Below are 14,541 nucleotides of genomic sequence, written 5' to 3'. Positions count from 1 at the left end.
CCGCGGGCCCGGCCGTGCCAGGCTGGCCGGGTGACCCGTACCGTGCAGCTCATCCGCTCCGACCGGCTCAGCGACGTCGCCGAGTACGCGTACGCCGCCACCGCGCCCGCCGACGCCCGGCTCGTGTTCCTCGCCGGGGCGTGTCCCCTCGACGAGGACGGTCGGACCGTCGCCGTCGGGGACCACCGTGCGCAGGCCGCGCAGTGCATGGTCAACCTCGAGGCGGCACTCGCCGCCGCCGGTGCCGGGCTCGACGACCTCATGCACACCCGTGTGCTCGTGGCGTCGTCCGACCAGGCGGACCTCGTCGCCGCCTGGGAGGTCGTCCGGGCGGCCATGGGGGAGCACGACGTGCCCAGCACCCTGATGGGCGTGACCGTCCTCGGCTACGACGACCAGCTCGTCGAGGTCGAGGGCGTCGCCGCGGTGCGGGACTGAGCGCCGTGACCGACACTCCGTCCACCCCGCCCCCGCACCTGCGCTGGCGGCTCCTCGGGCTGGTCGCCCTCGGCGGGGCGATCGGCACCGGCGTTCGCGCGGCGCTCGCCGCTGCCCTGCCGTCCGTCGACGGGATCAGCTGGACGATCCTCGCCATCAACGTCGTCGGGGCGTTCTGCCTGGGGCTGCTCCTCGAGTCGCTGGCGCACGCGGGTCCGGACACCGGTCGGCGCCGCGCGCTCCGACTGTTCGTCGGCACGGGGGTCCTCGGCGGCTTCACGACGTACTCGACGCTCGCGGACGACACCGCGCGGCTGCTCGACGTCGGACGGTGGGGCGCGGGCACCGGGTACGCGCTGCTCTCGGTCGTGCTCGGGCTCGTCGCCGCGGCAGCGGGTGCGTGGATCGCCGGGGCCCGGCGCTCCCTTGGTGCCCGCGATCCGCGGACGGGGGACACCCGGTGAGCCCGCTCGACCTGCTGCTGGTCTCGCTCGGCGGCGGCGTCGGCGCCGCGCTGCGCTTCTGGCTCGACGGCGCGGTCAAGGCCCGGGTCGGCCGCGGCCCGCTCGGTGGCTTCCCGGTCGGCACGCTCGTCATCAACGTCTCCGGGTCGCTCGTCCTCGGGCTCCTCACCGGCGCGGGCGAGTCCGGTGCGCTGTCGTTGCCGATGGTCGCCGTGCTCGGGACGGGCATGATGGGCGGGTACACGACGTTCTCGACGGCGAGCGTCGAGACCGTGCAGCTCCTCCGATCCGGCAAGACCCGGACCGCCGTCCTGAACGGCCTCGGGATGCTCGTCGTCTCGGTCGGCGCAGCCGCGCTCGGCCTGCTCATCGGAAGGAACACATGACCTCGGAACGCCCCGGCGAACTCGTCCTCGTCCGCCACGGAGAGACGGAGTGGTCGAAGAGCGGTCAGCACACCGGCCGCACCGACATCCCGCTCACCGAGAACGGCATCGAGCAGGCGAAGCGCGCCGGCCGGTACCTCGCGGACCGCACGTTCGCGCTCGCGCTCTCGAGCCCGCTGCAGCGTGCCCGCGACACCGCCGAACTCGTCGGCGTCGACCCGGAGCTCGACGAGGACCTGTACGAGTGGGACTACGGCGCCTACGAGGGCCTCACCACGCCGCAGATCAAGGTCAAGCGGCACGGCCCGTGGGACCTCTGGACCGACGGGGTCCCGGCGGGTGACACCCCGGGGGAGAACGCCGCCGAGGTCCGCGTCCGCGTCGAGCGGGTCCTGAACCGCGTCCGGCCGGTGCTCGCCGAGGGCGACGACGCGATCGTGGTCGCGCACGGCCACGTGCTCCGCGCCCTCGGCGCCGCGTGGATCCGCCTGGCGCCGCAGGACGGTGCCGTGCTGAAGCTCGGCACCGCGACCGTCAGCTCGCTCGGCTACGAGCACGGCCGCCCGGTGATCGACTGCTGGAACGTCACCCCGCGCGACTGACGTCCCGAGTGCGGAACCAGGTTCCGGACACAGCACCGCGCTGCTCCCCGGTTCTGAGTCCGGAACCAGGTTCCGCAGAGGCGCGCGGCGTCGGACGAGCGGACGGGCGGACGGGAGGCGCGGTGCGGGTCCGCCACGCGCCTCCCGGCCGTCAGACGGTGCGGATCGCGCTCGTCGCGCCGAGCGCACGGCCGCGCCGCCGCTCGATCGCCCGACCCACGACGAGCAGCGCCACGCTGACGAGCGCGCCGAGCAGCGTCTGCGCGATGCGGTCCACCGCCAGGAGCTCCGGCGCCTCGGGCACGCTCAGCCACGACACCGCCAGCGCGAGCGGCGTGAGGAACAGCAGCGTCACGGCGTAGTGCCGCGCGACGAAGATCTCCGCGAAGAACTGGCCGACCACGGCGATCACCACGATCCACCACACCGAGGGCTCGAGCAGCAGGATGCCGACGGCGATCACCGTGCCGCCGATCGTGCCGACGAACCGCTGCACCGCACGGGCCACGGTGTGTCGCTGCCGGATCGCCGGCAGCGTCGAGACCAGCGCGATGACCGCCCAGTACGGGTGACCGAGCCACGGGACGGTCTCGGCAACGGCCCCGGCGACCATGGCGCCGACCACGTTGAGCCCGACCGTCTCCCAGAGCGCCGCGCTGCGCAGGATCGCGAACGAGCGGTGCTTCCGCGGTGCGATCGGGCGGAACACGTGGGGCGCGCGCGGGTGCAGGACGAGGCGGATCACCGCGCCGGACATCGCGACGAGCCAGGCCCACACGACCGATCCGACGATGATCGTCGCGACGAGGGGCAGGTCGGTCGGCCGGACGGGCACGAGCGCCGAGACGCAGAACGCGAACACGGGGAAGATCGGCTGCGCCGGGATCGTCTGCAGCGTGCTCAGCGTGCAGACCGCGACCACCAGGACGACCACGAGCCCGACGCCCTGCAACCACAGCGGCGCCCCGGACAGCGACACCGCGACACCGGCGGCCATGCACGACGCCTGCAGGAGGCCCGCGACACCGGTCGTCACCATGCGCTGTCGGTACGGCTCGGTCGCGCCGAAGATCGCGGTGAAGCCGGCGAACATCGCGAAGGCCGCGTAGCCCGGCATCCCCAGGGCGATGAGCAGCGCGAGCGGTGCGCCGCCGGCGATCGCGGCGCGGGCTGCGCCCTCGAGGTTGGTGGTCCGGGTCGAGTGCGCAGGCGTCGTCATGTCGCTCCCATCCTCCCACCGCGACGGGTGTCGCCGGGACGTGTCGCGTCCCGAGGGTGGGCGGCTGTCGGACGGGAGGCGCGTGGCGGGCCCGTCACGAGCCTCCCGTCCGACGTCCGGTCGCGGCGCACGCGCGTTGGTATACCAACCTGCTAGACTCGCCGGACCGAACCGCGAGAGCGGTACCGCAACGTCGATGAGGAAGGGTCGGGCCGATGGGAAAGACGCTCGCCGAGAAGGTGTGGGACGACCACGTCGTGGTCAAGGGCGAGGACGGGAACCCGGACCTCCTCTACATCGACCTCCACCTCGTGCACGAGGTCACGAGCCCGCAGGCGTTCGACGGTCTCCGCCAGGCCGGCCGTCCCGTGCGTCGCCTGGACCTCACCATTGCGACCGAGGACCACAACACCCCGACGCTCGCGATCGACCGGCCGATCGCCGACCCGACGAGCCGCACCCAGATCGAGACCCTGCGCCGGAACTGCACGGAGTTCGGCGTCCGCCTGCACTCGCTGGGCGACAGGGAGCAGGGCATCGTCCACGTGGTCGGCCCCCAGCTCGGCCTGACCATGCCCGGCATCACGGTCGTCTGCGGCGACTCCCACACGAGCACCCACGGCGCGTTCGGCGCGATGGCGTTCGGCATCGGCACGTCCGAGGTCGAGCACGTCCTCGCGACGCAGACCCTGCCGCTGAAGCCCTTCAAGACCATGGCGATCACGGTCGAGGGCACGCTGCGCCCCGGTGTCACCGCGAAGGACATCATCCTCGCCGTGATCGCGAAGATCGGTACCGGCGGCGGGCAGGGCTACGTGCTCGAGTACCGCGGGTCGGCGATCCGCTCCCTCTCGATGGAGGGCCGCATGACGATCTGCAACATGTCGATCGAGGCCGGTGCCCGCGCCGGCATGGTCGCCCCCGACCAGACGACGTACGACTACGTCCAGGGTCGCGACCACGCCCCGACCGGCCAGGACTGGGACGACGCGGTCGCCTACTGGGACACGCTGGCGACCGACGACGACGCGGTGTTCGACGCCGAGGTCTTCATCGACGCCGACGAGCTCGAGCCCTTCGTCACCTGGGGCACCAACCCCGGCCAGGGCGTGTCGCTCTCCGAGACGGTCCCCTCTCCCTCGGACTACACCGACCCGAACGACCAGGCGGCGGCGCAGCGCGCGTTGGAGTACATGGACCTGACCGCCGGCACGCCCATGAAGGACATCGCCGTCGACGCGGTGTTCATGGGGTCGTGCACGAACTCGCGCATCGAGGACCTCCGGGCCTTCGCGTCGATCATCAGGGGGCGCCAGAAGGCCGAGGGCGTCCGGGTCATGGTCGTGCCCGGCTCCGCTCGGGTGCGGCTCGAGGCCGAGGCCGAGGGGCTGGACAAGGTGTTCACGGACTTCGGCGCCGAGTGGCGGTTCGCCGGCTGCTCGATGTGCCTCGGCATGAACCCCGACCAGCTCGCGCCGGGGGAGCGCTGCGCCAGCACCTCGAACCGGAACTTCGAGGGCCGTCAGGGCAAGGGCGGCCGCACCCACCTGGTGTCCCCGCTCGTCGCCGCGGCCACGGCCGTGCGCGGGACGCTGTCGAGCCCGTGGGACCTGGCGACCGACGACGAGATCGCGGCGGCGACGTCCGCCACCGCAAGCGAGGGGAAGTTCTGATGGACAAGATCACCACCGTCACCGGGATCGCTGCGCCGCTCAAGCGGTCCAACGTCGACACCGACCAGATCATCCCCGCGGTCTACCTCAAGCGCGTCACGAAGACGGGCTTCGAGGACGCCCTGTTCGCCGGGTGGCGCCAGGACCCCGACTTCGTGCTCAACAAGTCCGAGTACCAGGGCGCGCAGGTGCTCGTCGCCGGCCCGGACTTCGGCACCGGGTCGAGTCGTGAGCACGCCGTCTGGGCACTCCGCGACTTCGGGTTCCGCGTGGTCGTCTCGAGTCGCTTCGCGGACATCTTCAAGGGCAACGCGGGCAAGCAGGGCCTGGTCACCGCGATCGTGACCGAACCGGAAGTCGAGGCCCTCTGGGCCGAGATCGAGCGGGATCCGGGGGTGCAGGCGACCGTCGACCTGGTCACGCAGCGCGTGTCGCTCGGCGCGGTGGACGTCCCCTTCGAGATCGACGCCTACACTCGTTGGCGGTTGATGGAAGGGCTCGACGACATCGGGCTCACCCTCCGTGACGAGTCCTCGATCACGGAGTTCGAATCCCGCCGCTCCCGATGGCGGCCGAAGACATTGCCGGTGAAGTAGTGAACTCCCTCGTACAGGACGCAGCAGCAGCAGGGGCCCGCGTCGGCCTCAAGTCGGACGAGATCGTCATCCGGGGCGGCAAGCCGCTCGTGGGACGCATCGAGGTCCGTGGCGCGAAGAACCTCGCGACCAAGGCGATGGTCGCCTCGCTGCTCGGCGACACCCCGTCGATCCTCAAGGACGTCCCGGACATCTCCGACGTGAAGGTCGTCCGCGGCCTGCTCGAGGTGCACGGCGTGCGGATCACGGACCCTGCACGAGGCGAGCTCATCCTCGACCCGTCGAACGTCGAGTCGGCGCACTTCGCCGAGATCGACGCCCACGCCGGGTCGAGCCGCATCCCGATCCTGTTCTGCGGTCCGCTGCTGCACAAGCTCGGCGAGGCGTTCATCCCCGACCTCGGCGGCTGCCGCATCGGCGACCGTCCGATCGACTTCCACCTCGACGCCCTGCGCGCCATGGGGGCTGTGGTCGACAAGCAGCTGAACGGCATCCACCTGACGGCGCTGAACGGCCTCAAGGGTGCGAAGATCGAGCTGCCCTACCCGAGCGTCGGGGCGACCGAGCAGGTCCTGCTCTCGTCGGTCCTGGCCGAGGGCGTCACCGAGCTGCGCAACGCCGCGATCGAGCCCGAGATCATGGACCTCATCGCGATCCTGCAGAAGATGGGCGCGATCGTCACGGTCGAGCCGAGCCGCACGATCTTCATCGAGGGCGTCGAGTCGCTCCGCGGCTACACGCACCGCGCGATCAACGACCGCAACGAGGCCGCGAGCTGGGCCTCCGCAGCGCTCGCGACGAACGGCGACATCTTCGTCGAGGGCGCGGACCAGCAGGACCTCATGACGTTCCTCAACGTCTTCCGCAAGGTCGGCGGCGGGTTCGACGTGCAGGAGGACGGCATCCGCTTCTACCGCGAGCGTGAGACCCTGCGCCCGGTCGTCGTCGAGACCGACGTCCACCCCGGCTTCATGACGGACTGGCAGCAGCCGCTCGTCGTCGCCCTGACCCAGGCCGAGGGCACGAGCATCGTGCACGAGACCGTCTACGAGAACCGCTTCGGCTTCACGGACGCGCTGAACGAGATGGGTGCCGACATCGTCGTGCACAAGGAGGGGCTGCCCGGGCACGACCGCCGCGTCGCCCGCCGCCCGTTCGAGCAGGCCGCCGTCATCACCGGCCCGACGACGCTGCACGCCGCGAACGTCCGCGTCCCGGACCTGCGCGGTGGCTTCAGCCACCTCATCGCGGCCCTGACCGCCGAGGGCGAGTCGCACATCACGAACGTCGGCATCATCAGCCGCGGCTACGAGCACTTCATCCCGAAGCTGCGCAAGCTCGGCGCCGACTTCGACTTCGCGGGCTAGACGCGTGGTCGGCACGACGGGCGGACCGGGCGACCACGGCACCGGTGACGGCCTGGAGGCACGGCGTGCGTCCGCCTCGGACGTCACCACGGGCCTCCCGAACCCGGGGCGCCGGTGGCGCCGCGGCGAGCTGAACGCGGCCTTCCGCATCACCGCGTCCGTGGTGATCCCGGTCTTCCGGTTCACCGCCCGCTACCACTGGCACGGGCCGAAGCGCCTGCCAGAGGGTGGCGCGTTCGTGCTCGCCCCGAACCACTTCACGAACATCGACCCGCTCGTCGTCGGCACGGCCGTCTGGCTGTCCCGCCGCGCGCCGCGGTTCCTCGCGAAGGCGTCGATCTTCCGGGTCCCGGTCGTCGGCAAGCTCATGGCCGGCATGGGCCAGATCCCGGTCGAGCGCTCCGGTCGGACGCGCCTGAACGACCCGCTCGGCGGCGGGAAGTCCGTCATCGAGCAGGGCGGGGCGATCATCGTCTACCCCGAGGGCACGCTCACGCGCGACCCCGACCTCTGGCCGATGCGCGGCAAGACCGGTGCGGTGCGGATCGCGCTCGAGAACGACGTGCCGCTCATCCCGATGGCCCACTGGGGTACGCAGCGGATCATGGCGCGGTACTCCAGGAAGCTCCGGCTGTTCCCGCCGTCGCGCGTCGACGTGATCGTCGGCGACCCGATCGACCTGTCCGCGTTCCGCGGGAAGCCGCTCGACCAGAAGACCCTGCTCGCGGCGACCGACCTGCTCATGCAGCGCATCACCGAGCTCCTCGAGGAGCTCCGCGGCGAGCAGGCCCCGGCGATCCGGTGGGACCCCGCCGCCAACAACCAGAAGGAGACCGGGAAGTTTGAGTGACGACCGCCCGGGCCTGCGCCCGCACGACGACCACCCGGACCCCGTCGTCGCCGCTCCCGGTGCCGTCGACACCGCGGCCATCCGCGTGGTGATGCAGTCCACCGACAAGCCGCGCGTCGCCGTCATCGGTGCGGGCAGCTGGGGGACCACCTTCGCCAAGGTGCTCGCCGAGGGCGGTGCCGACACCGTCGTCTGGGCACGACGGCCCGAGGTCGCTCGCGAGATCACCGAGACGAAGCGGAACTCCGACTACCTGCCCGGCATCAACCTGCCGCGCACGCTGACCGCGTCGACCTCGCTGTCCGCGGTGCTCGACGGCGCCGAGCAGGTGTACGTCTCGGTCCCGTCGCAGTCCCTCCGCTCGAACCTGTCCGCGATCGCGCCACTGCTGCCCGAGGGCGTCCCCGTCGTCAGCCTGATGAAAGGCGTCGAGAAGGCCACCGGCCTGCGGATGAGCGAGGTCCTGCACGAGGGGCTCGGCATCGACCGCGACCGCATCGCCGTCGCGAGCGGACCGAACCTGGCGCTCGAGATCGCCCGCCGGCAGCCGACCGCCGCGGTCGTGTCGTCGACGTCGCTCGAGACCGCCACCGCCGTGGCCGCGGTCGCCACGAACCCGTACTTCCGGTCGTTCACGAACACCGACGTCATCGGCACCGAGTTCGGCGGCGTGCTGAAGAACCTCATCGCGGTGGCGATCGGCATCGTCGACGGTGTCGGCTACGGCGAGAACACCAAGGCGTCGATCATCACCCGCGGGCTCGCCGAGATGACCGACTTCGCGGTGTCGCTCGGTGCGCAGCCGTCGACCCTGTCCGGCCTCGCGGGCCTCGGCGACCTCATCGCGACGTGCCAGTCGCCGCTGTCGCGGAACAACACGGCCGGCCGGTTGCTCGGACAGGGCTACCGCTTCGACGAGGTGGTCCGCCAGATGAACCAGACGGCGGAGGGCCTGGCGTCGGTCGCCCCGATCCTCGAGCTGGCCGCGGCGAACGGGGTCGACATGCCCATCGTCGGGCAAGTGGCCGAGGTCCTCGCCGGTAGGCTCGACCCGCGCAACATCGCGCCGCACCTCACCGAGACCGACGAGCCCCAGGGCGAGTGACCGGTCCGCTCCCGACCTCCGAGGGGACTCCCATGCCCACGATCGCTCCCGCCCCCACGACCGTCGCCGTGCTGTTCGGCGGCCGGTCCAGCGAGCACGAGATCAGCTGCGTGACGGCCGGCGGCATCATGGACGTCGTCGACCGGTCTGCCTACGCGGTGGTGCCGATCGGCATCACGAAGGAGGGGGCGTTCACGCTCCAGGCCGACGACCCCGCGCAGTGGGTGCTCCGCGACGGGGCACTCCCGGTCGTGCCCGACAACGGCACGCGCGTGGCGTTCCCGACGTCGCCCGCGACGAACGAGCTCGTCGTCTCGCACCCTGACGGCTCGGTGACGACGATCGCGGTCGACGTGGTGTTCCCGATCCTGCACGGCCCGTTCGGCGAGGACGGCACGGTGCAGGGGCTCCTCGAGGTCGCCGGCCTGCCGTACGTCGGTGACGGTGTCCTGGCGAGCGCGCTGGCGATGGACAAGCACACCGCGAAGGCCGTGCTCGAGCACGCCGGGCTGCGCGTGGCGCCGTGGACGACGGTCCTCCGCCGCGAGTGGACGACCGACCCCGACGCCGTCGCCGCGTCCGTCGCGGTGCACGGCTGGCCGCTCTTCGTGAAGCCCGCCCGCGCCGGGTCGAGCATGGGGGTGTCGCGGGTCGACGACCCGACGCAGCTCGCCGCCGCGATGGACCTGGCGTTCGAGCACGACGCGAAGGTGATCGTCGAGCCGCGCGTGGTCGGCCGCGAGGTCGAGGTGGCGGTCCTCGAGGGCCGCGACGGCGTCCCGCGCACGAGCCTGCCCGGCGAGATCGTCGTCGCCGAGGACGGCTTCTACGACTTCGCCTCGAAGTACCTCGGCGGTGACGAGGCGCTCCTCTGCCCCGCACCCCTGACCGACGACGAGACCGCCGCGATCCGTTCGATCGGCGCGCGGGCGTTCGAGGCGATCGGCGGTGCCGGCCTGGCGCGCGTCGACTGCTTCCTGACCGACGACGGCTTCGTGGTGAACGAGGTCAACACCATGCCGGGCTTCACCCCGCTGTCGATGTACCCGCGCTGCTGGGCGGCGTCCGGAGTGTCCTACGGCGAACTCGTCACCGAGCTCATCGAGCTGGGACGCGTCGCCGTTCGCTGACACCCGGTCCGGCGCGCGTCACCCACCTGGCGATCAGCCCTGCACGTCGGAGGGGTCGAGGCAGCGGTGCCCGTCCTTCGGCAGGATCGACACGACGTCGGACAGGTCCTGCACGACCTGGTTGGTGGTCTTCGTCGAGTCGATGACGACCTGCACCGCGGGGGAGCGGCCGAACGTCGTGTAGACGACCTCCTCGCCGCGGTCGTCGCGGATCCAGTCGACACCGCCCTGGCTGAAGCACGGCAGGTCGGACACGCTCGGCACCGCGACCCCGCAGTGGTACAGCGCCGCGGCCGGGTCGCCCCACGCCGCGGTCGACTGCGCGTCCGTGTTCCGCAACGCCAGGTCGTTCCCGACGGTCGCGGGGAGCCGGACCTGCACGGCGGCGCACGCGGCGGCGTCCGCCGACGGAGCAGGGGCCATCGACACGGCGTTCGTGCAGCCGGTCAGCCCGGCGGCGAGTGCCACGGCGACGCCCGCGATCGCGGTCCAGCGGAGGGGGCGGCGCACGGTGTCCATCGGGGTCCAGGCTACCGTTGCGGACGTGGACGAGATGGACGACGCCTGGACCGGACCGACCGTGGGGCAGGTGGGGGAGCTCGCCGTCCTCGACCGCATCGTCCGCCGGCTGCCAGCGGGCGCTCCGGTGCTCGGCCCCGGTGACGACTGCGCGGTGGTCGCGGCGCCGGACCGCCGGTTCGTCGTCACGACGGACATGATGGTGCACGGGCCGGACTTCCGGTGGGCGTGGTCGTCCCCGGAGGACGTCGGGTGGAAGGCCGCCGCGACGAACCTGTCCGACGTCGCGGCGATGGGCGCGGTGCCGAGCGGGCTCGTGATCGCCCTCGCCGCGCCGCAGGACACCCCGGTCGCGGTGCTCGAGTCCTTCGCCGACGGGGTGCGGGCCGCGGTGGACGCGCTCGCGCCGGGGTGCGGCGTGGTCGGTGGGGACCTGTCGACCTCGGCCACCTTCACGGTCTCGGTGACGGCGTTCGGTGACCTCGGCGGACGGTCGCCGGTGCTCCGCTCGGGGGCCCGGGTCGGGGACGTCCTCGCGGTCTCGGGGGAGCTCGGCCGCGCGGCCCGGGGCCTCGCCCGGCTGTTCCGCGACGGCGTCGACGCCGACGGTGAGCCCGCGCGCTCGTCGGTGGTCGCGAGCGGTGCGGACGCGGACCCGGACGTCGACCGGCAGCGACGCCCGGTCCCGCCGGTCGCCGACGGCGTGCACGCGGCGACGGCGGGGGCGACCGCGATGCTCGACCTGTCCGACGGCCTGGCGATCGACGCCGGACGACTGGCCCGAGCCAGCGGGGTGACGCTCGACCTCGACCCGGAGCCCCGGCTCGACGACCTCGCGCTGCACGGCGGCGAGGACCACGGCCTGCTCGCGACCTTCCCGCCGGACGTGGTGCTGCCCGGCGGCTTCCGGCGGCTCGGTACGGTCGTCGCCCGCGGCGACGCGGACCTGGTCCGCGGAGGTGACCCGGTCCCGACGTCCGGGTGGGACCCGTACGCCGACTGGGACGGCGCCGCGGGCTGACCGCCGGGGCCGCGCCGAGCCTCCCGGCCGTCGCCGCTGTCCTGCTGTCCGCTCGTCGCCGTCGCCTGCCGTCCGCCGTGCGCGGTCCGCCGTCCGCGACGTTGCACGCGTCGATCGACGCGCGCGGTCGCATGATGCACACGCATCCGGTGCACGCGCACGTTCCGACGTTGTACGCGTCGATCGACGCGCGCGGTGTCGCACGATGCAAACGCATCCGGTGCACGCCCGCGTCAGGCCGGGGTGACGGCCTCCCACGCCACGGTCTCGCCGTAGCTGCGCTTGCTGAACGGCTCGAGCCCGGCCGGCCACGTCGGCTCCGGCGACCGCTTGCTCCGCTCGACGACGACCACCGCGCCCGGCGTGAGCCGTGGCACGAGCGCCTCGAGCACGTCGGCGATCTCCTGCTCGGCCACGTCGTACGGCGGGTCGATGAACACCAGGTCGAAGGTCCGGACCGTGCTGCGCAGGTACCCGAGCGCCGGTTGCGGCTGCACGTCGACGCGCACGCCGGGCACCCGCTGCTGCACGGCCTTCGCGTTCGCGCGGCACGCCTGCGCGGCGGCGGACGCCCGGTCGACGAGCACGACCTCCGCGGCGCCGCGCGACGCCGCCTCGAGTCCGAGTGCGCCCGTCCCCGCGTAGAGGTCCGCGACCGAGGTGCCCTCCACGAGCCCGCGTGCGCCGAGCGACGAGAACAGGGCCTCGCGCACGCGGTCGCTCGTCGGCCGGGTGCCGGACTTCGGCACCCGGAGCGTCGTGGAACCGGCAGCGCCGGCGATGATGCGGGTCATGCTGCCACCGTAGCGGCCTGCACCCGCTCCACAGGCCGGGCGGTCTGCACCGGGCGGGCGGTCTCCACAGGTCTGCCGGGAGGCGCGCAGCACGTCGGACCCGCCCGGTACCGTGGTCGCGTGGTCACCTCCGACACCCCCGACACCGCGGCACCGCCGGTGCGGCCCGACCTCGGCCCCGCGCCCCTCGACGCGAAGCTGAGCGGGGTCCTCGGCGGCCGCACGGCGACGGCGATCGAGAAGGCGTTCGGACACCGCACCGTGGGCGAGTTCCTCGAGCACGCACCCCGGCGGTACGCGGAGCGCGGGGCGCTGACCGCGCTCGACTCGCTCGCGATCGGCGAGTCGGTGACGATCGTGGCCGAGGTCATCGACGTGCGCGAGCGGACCATGCGCGCGCGTCGCGGCTCGATCCTCGAGGCGAAGATCGGCGACGGTAAGGGTCTGCTCACGCTGACGTTCTTCAACCAGGGTTGGCGCACGAAGGACCTCGTGCCCGGTGCCCGCGGGATCTTCGCCGGCAAGGTCAGCGACTACCGCGGCGCCAGGCAGCTCGCCCACCCGGACTACGAGCTGTTCGACCGCGACGACCCCCGCGCGACCGCCGACCCCGAGGACGAAGAGGCCATCCGCTGGTCGCGGCAGCCGATCCCGATCTACCCGGCGACGGCGTCGCTGACCTCGTGGCAGATCGCGAAGGCGATCGGGGTCGTCCTCGACACCCTGCCCGACCTGCCCGATCCGATCCCGGCACCCGCACGGACGCGACTCGGCCTGGTGCCGTTCCGCCGTGCGCTCGAACTCCTGCACCGCCCGGAGAAGGTCGCCGACTTCAAGCGGGCGCAGGACGCGCTGCGCTACCGCGAGGCGTTCGTGCTGCAGACCGCGCTGGTGCAGCGACGGATCGCCGCCCGCGCGACCGCGGCGACCCCGCGGACCGCCACCGCCGGCGGGATCCTCGAGCGCTTCGACGCCTCGCTGCCGTTCACGCTGACCGACGACCAGCAGGCCGTCGGCGCCGAGATCGCGCACGACCTGGCAGGGGACTGGCCGATGCACCGGCTGGTGCAGGGCGAGGTCGGCTCCGGCAAGACCCTCGTGGCGATCCGGGCCATGCTCACGGTCGCCGAGTCCGGCGGGCAGTCGGCCCTCATCGCCCCGACCGAGGTGCTCGCCGCCCAGCACCTCCGCTCGATCGTGAAATTCCTCGGCCCCGACCTGGCGGCGGAGCTCCGACCGGTCATCCTGACGGGGTCGCAGTCGACCGACGAACGCCGCCGGGCCCTGCTCGCAGCGGCGTCCGGCAGCTCGCGGCTCGTCGTCGGCACGCACGCGCTCCTCGGCGACCGGGTCGACTTCGCGGAGCTCGGCCTGGTCGTCGTCGACGAGCAGCACCGGTTCGGTGTCGAGCAGCGCGAGGCCCTCCGGACCAAGGGCGCGACCCCGCCGCACGTGCTCGTCCTCACCGCGACCCCGATCCCGCGCACGGTCGCGATGACGGTGTTCGGCGACCTCGACGTCTCCACCATCACCGGGCTGCCGTCCGGCCGTGCCGGGGTGGAGACCTTCGCCGTCGGGCTGGCCGAGCACCCCGGGTGGGAGGGGCGGATCTGGACCCGGATGGCCGAGGAGCTCGCCGACGGGCGCCAGGCGTTCGTGGTGTGCCCGGCGATCGACGACGCACACGCCGAGGACGACGGCGGCCCCGAGCCCAGCGAGGACGACACCCCGAAGCGTGCACCGGCCACGGTCCTCGCGACGGCCGAGCGGATGCGGGCCATGCCGGTCCTGCAGGGGCGACGGATCGAGGTGCTGCACGGGCGGATGACCGCCGACGAGAAGGACCGCGTGATGACGTCCTTCGCGGCCGGCGACGTCGACGTGCTCGTGGCGACGACCGTGATCGAGGTCGGCGTCGACGTGCCGAACGCGTCGATGATGGCGGTGCTCGACGCCGACCGCTTCGGGGTCTCCCAGCTCCACCAGCTGCGCGGACGCATCGGTCGCGGCCAGTACGCCGGCGTGTGCCTGCTCGTCACCACGGCCGAGGCCGAGACCACCGCACGCGAGCGCGTCGACGCGGTGGCGGCGTCCGACGACGGCTTCGAGCTCGCCCGCGTCGACCTGGAGCTCCGGCGCGAGGGCGACGTGCTCGGCGAACGGCAGTCCGGCGGACGGTCGTCGCTGAACCTGCTCCGGGTCGTCGAGCACGCGGACCTGATCGTCGACGCCCGGGGCGAGGCCGAGCGCGTGCTCGAGCCCGACCCCGAGCTGCGGGACCACCCGGCCCTCCGCGAGGCCCTGGCACGGCGGCTCGACGAGTCCGACGCCGCCTTCCTCGGGAAGAACTGACCCCGACGGCCGGTAGCGTGGCGGA

The 14,541-nt window shown here is 72.8% G+C and carries 15 protein-coding genes; 12 read left to right on the top strand and 3 right to left on the bottom strand.

The window, feature by feature from the left end:
• Positions 1 to 30: 30 nt before the first annotated feature.
• The 4 genes from C1N91_RS10020 to C1N91_RS10005 are packed head-to-tail and all read left to right on the top strand — an operon-like array spanning position 31 to position 1,890.
• A complete protein-coding gene (locus tag C1N91_RS10020) occupies positions 31 to 438 on the top strand; it encodes a RidA family protein (RefSeq protein WP_137767594.1) in 408 nt (135 codons plus the stop codon).
• Positions 439 to 443: 5 nt separating this feature from the next.
• Complete coding sequence (locus C1N91_RS10015) at positions 444 to 902, top strand: fluoride efflux transporter FluC (RefSeq protein ID WP_137767593.1); 459 nt, start codon at positions 444 to 446, stop codon at positions 900 to 902.
• On the top strand, positions 899 to 1,288 hold the full coding sequence (gene crcB / locus C1N91_RS10010; protein WP_137767592.1) for a fluoride efflux transporter CrcB: 390 nt from the start codon (positions 899 to 901) through the stop codon (positions 1,286 to 1,288). The genes C1N91_RS10015 and crcB overlap by 4 nt, the downstream gene beginning before the upstream one ends.
• Entirely contained in the window at positions 1,285 to 1,890 is a 606-nt protein-coding gene (locus tag C1N91_RS10005; protein ID WP_137767591.1) for a histidine phosphatase family protein, read from the top strand. The genes crcB and C1N91_RS10005 overlap by 4 nt, the downstream gene beginning before the upstream one ends.
• A gap of 151 nt (positions 1,891 to 2,041) precedes the next feature.
• Here C1N91_RS10005 and C1N91_RS10000 read toward each other — a convergent pair whose 3' ends face one another.
• Positions 2,042 to 3,109 (bottom strand): FUSC family protein, encoded by a 1,068-nt coding sequence (locus C1N91_RS10000; RefSeq protein ID WP_137767590.1) that lies wholly within the window; start codon positions 3,107 to 3,109, stop codon positions 2,042 to 2,044.
• Between the two features lie 215 nt (positions 3,110 to 3,324).
• On the opposite strand from C1N91_RS10000, the gene leuC reads away from it, so the two are divergent.
• The 6 genes from leuC (at position 3,325) to C1N91_RS09970 (ending at position 9,830) form a co-directional block, all read left to right on the top strand.
• Complete coding sequence (gene leuC, locus C1N91_RS09995; protein WP_137767589.1) at positions 3,325 to 4,782, top strand: 3-isopropylmalate dehydratase large subunit; 1,458 nt, start codon at positions 3,325 to 3,327, stop codon at positions 4,780 to 4,782.
• A complete protein-coding gene (gene leuD, locus C1N91_RS09990) occupies positions 4,782 to 5,378 on the top strand; it encodes a 3-isopropylmalate dehydratase small subunit (protein WP_137767588.1) in 597 nt (198 codons plus the stop codon). The genes leuC and leuD overlap by 1 nt, the downstream gene beginning before the upstream one ends.
• Positions 5,378 to 6,745, top strand: a complete 1,368-nt coding sequence (murA, locus tag C1N91_RS09985; RefSeq protein WP_137767587.1) for a UDP-N-acetylglucosamine 1-carboxyvinyltransferase — start codon at positions 5,378 to 5,380, stop codon at positions 6,743 to 6,745. Before leuD ends, murA begins: the two co-directional genes overlap by 1 nt.
• A 4-nt stretch (positions 6,746 to 6,749) precedes the next feature.
• Complete coding sequence (locus C1N91_RS09980; RefSeq protein ID WP_254678217.1) at positions 6,750 to 7,595, top strand: lysophospholipid acyltransferase family protein; 846 nt, start codon at positions 6,750 to 6,752, stop codon at positions 7,593 to 7,595.
• 91 nt (positions 7,596 to 7,686) lie between these two features.
• Positions 7,687 to 8,700, top strand: coding sequence for an NAD(P)H-dependent glycerol-3-phosphate dehydrogenase (locus tag C1N91_RS09975; protein WP_137768777.1), 1,014 nt, complete (start codon positions 7,687 to 7,689; stop codon positions 8,698 to 8,700).
• Between the two features lie 32 nt (positions 8,701 to 8,732).
• Positions 8,733 to 9,830, top strand: coding sequence for a D-alanine--D-alanine ligase family protein (locus C1N91_RS09970; protein WP_137767586.1), 1,098 nt, complete (start codon positions 8,733 to 8,735; stop codon positions 9,828 to 9,830).
• 33 nt (positions 9,831 to 9,863) lie between these two features.
• On the opposite strand, the gene C1N91_RS09965 is transcribed toward C1N91_RS09970, so the two are convergent.
• On the bottom strand, positions 9,864 to 10,349 hold the full coding sequence (locus C1N91_RS09965; RefSeq protein WP_137767585.1) for a DUF3515 family protein: 486 nt from the start codon (positions 10,347 to 10,349) through the stop codon (positions 9,864 to 9,866).
• Between the two features lie 34 nt (positions 10,350 to 10,383).
• Between C1N91_RS09965 and thiL the strand changes: the two genes are divergently transcribed.
• The gene (gene thiL, locus C1N91_RS09960) at positions 10,384 to 11,370 is read left to right on the top strand and encodes a thiamine-phosphate kinase (protein WP_137768776.1); all 987 of its coding nucleotides are present in this window, start codon (positions 10,384 to 10,386) and stop codon (positions 11,368 to 11,370) included.
• 233 nt (positions 11,371 to 11,603) lie between these two features.
• On the opposite strand, the gene C1N91_RS09955 is transcribed toward thiL, so the two are convergent.
• Positions 11,604 to 12,164 carry an RsmD family RNA methyltransferase gene (locus C1N91_RS09955; protein ID WP_137767584.1) on the bottom strand — a complete coding sequence of 187 codons (561 nt, stop codon included), beginning with the start codon at positions 12,162 to 12,164 and terminating at the stop codon, positions 11,604 to 11,606.
• Between the two features lie 159 nt (positions 12,165 to 12,323).
• On the opposite strand from C1N91_RS09955, the gene C1N91_RS09950 reads away from it, so the two are divergent.
• Positions 12,324 to 14,516 (top strand): ATP-dependent DNA helicase RecG, encoded by a 2,193-nt coding sequence (locus C1N91_RS09950; protein ID WP_137768775.1) that lies wholly within the window; start codon positions 12,324 to 12,326, stop codon positions 14,514 to 14,516.
• Positions 14,517 to 14,541 lie beyond the last annotated feature (25 nt).

This window comes from Curtobacterium sp. SGAir0471 (assembly GCF_005490985.1).
In the GTDB taxonomy this organism is placed as follows: Bacteria; Actinomycetota; Actinomycetes; order Actinomycetales; family Microbacteriaceae; genus Curtobacterium.
Note: the sequence above shows the minus strand (reverse complement) of the source record. Positions and strands in the feature narration are given on the sequence as shown.

Excerpts from the sequence above, each read along its gene's own strand:
- C1N91_RS10005 (WP_137767591.1), top strand. The coding sequence starts at position 1,285 with ATGACCTCGGAACGCCCCGGCGAACTCGTCCTCGTCCGCCACGGAGAG.
- C1N91_RS10000 (WP_137767590.1), bottom strand. The coding sequence starts at position 3,109 with ATGACGACGCCTGCGCACTCGACCCGGACCACCAACCTCGAGGGCGCA.
- leuC (WP_137767589.1), top strand. The coding sequence starts at position 3,325 with ATGGGAAAGACGCTCGCCGAGAAGGTGTGGGACGACCACGTCGTGGTC.
- leuD (WP_137767588.1), top strand. The coding sequence starts at position 4,782 with ATGGACAAGATCACCACCGTCACCGGGATCGCTGCGCCGCTCAAGCGG.
- C1N91_RS09975 (WP_137768777.1), top strand. The coding sequence starts at position 7,687 with ATGCAGTCCACCGACAAGCCGCGCGTCGCCGTCATCGGTGCGGGCAGC.
- C1N91_RS09970 (WP_137767586.1), top strand. The coding sequence starts at position 8,733 with ATGCCCACGATCGCTCCCGCCCCCACGACCGTCGCCGTGCTGTTCGGC.
- C1N91_RS09965 (WP_137767585.1), bottom strand. The coding sequence starts at position 10,349 with ATGGACACCGTGCGCCGCCCCCTCCGCTGGACCGCGATCGCGGGCGTC.
- thiL (WP_137768776.1), top strand. The coding sequence starts at position 10,384 with ATGGACGACGCCTGGACCGGACCGACCGTGGGGCAGGTGGGGGAGCTC.
- C1N91_RS09955 (WP_137767584.1), bottom strand. The coding sequence starts at position 12,164 with ATGACCCGCATCATCGCCGGCGCTGCCGGTTCCACGACGCTCCGGGTG.